The organism is Lentilactobacillus sp. (genome assembly GCF_040773105.1).
GTDB classification, from domain to species: Bacteria; Bacillota; Bacilli; order Lactobacillales; family Lactobacillaceae; genus Lentilactobacillus; species Lentilactobacillus parabuchneri.
On record NZ_JAXGWW010000223.1, the window covers coordinates 1 to 3,430 of the forward strand.

The window sequence follows — 3,430 nt, forward strand, 5'->3', positions numbered from 1 at the left end:
CGGTTTCCATATATTCTCGAATGACAAAAACTACTTTCCCAAAGCCGCTCTTCAGAGCGTATGCGATGGAATAATCCATAATGGTTTCTCCGTTGGGACCGAGTTTATCGAGTTGTTTCAGGCCACCGTATCGACTGCCCATGCCGGCGGCTAAGATAAGTAAGGTAGGTTTCAATGCTATTTCGTTTTGAGTTATTAATTCTTGATAATTTTTTTCATTACACCCCCATTTTCTGTAGTGATGCGCAACAGATAGATTCCATCGGCAAGATGGCCTACAGAAAGAATCGCTTCACGGATTGGCGTTGTATTAATCTGTTGTCCGTTGATATTGAAAATGTCAATCTGTTGAATGGTCGCATCGGTTTGGATATAGAGTTGATTGTCGGTCGGATTGGGGAACACGTTTACCTTAGCGGACAAGGCAGCGGTGTTATCATCTATGCCGGTTTCGTCGTCCAAGTAGGCACCTGAAATTAAGTCATTAAAAGTTACGGCTTTGGCATTGAAAATACTGCGTTGGTTCACATTGCTGTTGTATTCACTTACGAAAGCAATAAAACTGAGATTGTCTAAATTAAAGGTAGTCGGAATTGTATAGGTGAATGTTTTGGAATAGGTAGTTCCCTCTGCACCCGAAGTAATCACGTTTGATTCGCCCCAAACATTAGAAATGGCGGCACGCATAACATGATTATGGATATAGTTAGTTCCACTGCTGGCGCCTGCTTGTCCCGGAGTAGTTGTTAGATTCTCTTCTCTGGCGTACAACGACAAGCGGAGATTATTTGCCGATACCGAATTAACAGCGCCGTTGGACTTAAATCAAATAATTTTTCCAATAGGAAATCGACGTCGTACATATCAACGTCCGAAATATCTTTAATACGAAAAGAAGCCCACTTTCGGGCTTCAAAGTAGGTCATTTCTGTTTGATTATTCATTGGTCAAGTTCTCAAGCTTTTTGGCCTGATCAGAAACAATCAGCGCGTCAATAATTTCATCAAGCTCACCGTTCATAATCCGATCCAATTTATTTAAAGTCAATCCGATTCGATGGTCGGTAACCCGATTTTGCGGATAATTATAAGTTCTGATTCGTTCAGAACGGTCACCCGTTCCAATGGCTGACTTTCGCTCGGCATTGTATTGATCCTGTTCCTGTTGAGAATAGTAATCATAAACCCGAGCCTTTAAAATTTTCATCGCTTTGGCACGGTTTTGCTGTTGGGAACGTTCATCCTGCATGGCCACCACAATTCCGGTTGGCAAATGGGTCATTCGAACAGCAGACGATGTTTTGTTAATATGCTGGCCACCGGCACCGGAAGAGCGGTAAACATCAACTCGAATGTCCTTTGGATCGATATCGATGTCAACGTCCTCTTCTTCAGGCATGACGCCGACTGTCGCAGTTGACGTGTGGACCCGGCCGGCCGATTCGGTAACTGGCACCCGTTGAACCCGGTGGGCGCCATTTTCATATTTGAGCTTCGAATAAACCTTGTTACCGGTAATCATCAAGACGATTTCCTTGAAACCACCAACTTCGGTTTCATTCTTATCAATAATCTCAACTTGCCAACCCTGGCGCTCAGCGTACTTGGAATACATACTGAACAAATCACCGGCAAACAAACTGCCTTCATCTCCACCGGCTGCTCCATGAATTTCCATGATGATGTTTTTGTCATCGTTAGGATCCTGTGGCAGAAGCATCACTTTCAGTTCGCTTTCCAACTTTTCCTTTTGGTCGGTAAAGTCAGAAATCTCGTCTTTAACCATGGTTTCGAGATCGGGATCATCAATTTTATCCCGAAGCATTTCTTTATCGTCATCCAATTGTTGGGTCACCTTTTGGTACTTTTTATACGCCGCAACCGTGTCACGTAAATCTGCTTCCTCTTTTGAAAGCTTCATAAACTTCTGAGTATCAGCAATCACTTCCGGATCACTAATTAATTCGTTAAGTTCATCGTAACGATCGACGACTGATTGTAATTTGTCGAAAATTTCGTCCATTTAATATTCCTCACTTTGTTACTTGATAGGTGGATTATAGTAATGCTTCCTGCAGACCGGATAGTATGATTCGTTGCCGCCCATTTGAATCTGCTCACCCTCGTATACCGGGCTGCCATCATGAAAGCGGAGATTCATGATGGCTTTTTTACCACAGAACCAGCAAATGGTCTTCATTTCTTCTATCTTATCCGCATACAACAACAGATATTTTGAGCCTTCAAACAGATTATTTTGAAAATCATTTTTGAGTCCGAACGCCATCACGGGAATATTGAGCTCATCAACAATTTTTGCAAGTTCCAGTACGTGCTTTTTAAGTAAAAATTGTGCTTCGTCGATCAAAACGCAGCTGGAATGGGGATTCAACTCTTGAACCAAGTCAAAGACGTTTGTGTTCTCGTGAATGGGTTCCGCCTTTCGTTCCAAGCCAATCCTTGATTCAATCATCCCGTGCTTTTCTCGGGTATCCACCGCACTGGTCATAATGATAACACTTTTGTGCTGCTCCTCGTAGTTGTGAGCAACCTTGATGATCTCGATTGTTTTGCCGCTGTTCATCGCGCCATAACGATAAAATAGTTGAGCCAAAATATCCACCTTTTTCCTTAAGAGCTTCTCTTCCATTATACAGAAAAATAGTTGAAAATCGATAATAATGAGAAAATTAACGTTGAGCCTCATTTTTGGCCCAGAAATTTTTAGTGAAGGTTTAAGCTGTGAGCGGATGTATGTTCAAACCCTTTGGCATATGCTAAACTTAATGGTTGATTAGTATCAATATGTCCTTCACTAAGGGAGTAAATCTTATGTCATTAAAAAGCGCAATTGCGACTGCAGCTGGTCGGTCGTCATACTGGTTCTTACACACGTTCTTGAAGGGTGGCAGTTCGCTGCCTGGTAAAATTACCAAGCGACTGGATCCGGATATTTTAGCAACCCTTGGCAATCATTATGACGTGATTGTCATTACGGGAACGAATGGAAAAACCTTGACGACGGCACTGACAGTTCAAGTGTTAAAAGAAAAATACGATAATATTTTAACCAACCCTACCGGCTCAAACATGGAGCAGGGAATTATCACCACATTCCTTCACGCACCAAAAGCAAAGGGAAAACGACCGCTCGCCGTGTTGGAAGTCGATGAAGCAAACGTCATCATGGTCACAAAGTACATTAAACCAAAAGCCTTTGTGTTTACCAATATCTTCCGTGACCAAATGGACCGCTATGGTGAAATTTACACCACTTATAATAAAATTTTAAACGGTGTTGCCCTTGCCCCCAACGCGACGATTATTGCAAATGGCGATGCGCCGATTTTTCATTCCAAGCAACTACCAAATCCGATCGTTTACTATGGGTTTGATAACCAAAAAGATGGCGACATTAAGGCAACTCCCAA

General features: G+C 42.4%; 5 protein-coding genes. 1 reads left to right on the forward strand and 4 read right to left on the reverse strand.

The features are described from left to right. Window positions 1-195 precede the first annotated feature (195 nt). Genes AB3112_RS09730 through AB3112_RS09745 form a run of 4 tightly spaced genes read right to left on the reverse strand, consistent with a single transcriptional unit; the run spans window position 196 to window position 2,613 of the window. Window positions 196-771, reverse strand: a complete 576-nt coding sequence (locus tag AB3112_RS09730; protein ID WP_367334391.1) for an Omp28-related outer membrane protein — start codon at window positions 769-771, stop codon at window positions 196-198. Continuing rightward, a complete protein-coding gene (locus AB3112_RS09735) occupies window positions 747-944 on the reverse strand; it encodes a hypothetical protein (protein ID WP_367334392.1) in 198 nt (65 codons plus the stop codon). The genes AB3112_RS09730 and AB3112_RS09735 overlap by 25 nt, the downstream gene beginning before the upstream one ends. Further along, entirely contained in the window at window positions 937-2,022 is a 1,086-nt protein-coding gene (gene prfA, locus AB3112_RS09740; RefSeq protein WP_057909342.1) for a peptide chain release factor 1, read from the reverse strand. The genes AB3112_RS09735 and prfA overlap by 8 nt, the downstream gene beginning before the upstream one ends. An 18-nt stretch (window positions 2,023-2,040) precedes the next feature. Then, window positions 2,041-2,613: a thymidine kinase gene (locus AB3112_RS09745; RefSeq protein ID WP_171031882.1), complete on the reverse strand. Its 573-nt coding sequence runs from the start codon at window positions 2,611-2,613 to the stop codon at window positions 2,041-2,043. A gap of 218 nt (window positions 2,614-2,831) precedes the next feature. Here AB3112_RS09745 and AB3112_RS09750 point away from each other — a divergent pair. Beyond that, window positions 2,832-3,430 (forward strand): Mur ligase family protein (locus AB3112_RS09750; RefSeq protein WP_367334393.1); only part of this gene is annotated, 599 nt, incomplete at its 3' end.

Bases quoted from the DNA above. Each gene is read 5' to 3' on its own strand.
- prfA (WP_057909342.1), bottom strand. From the start codon at position 2,022: ATGGACGAAATTTTCGACAAATTACAATCAGTCGTCGATCGTTACGAT.
- AB3112_RS09735 (WP_367334392.1), bottom strand. From the start codon at position 944: ATGAATAATCAAACAGAAATGACCTACTTTGAAGCCCGAAAGTGGGCT.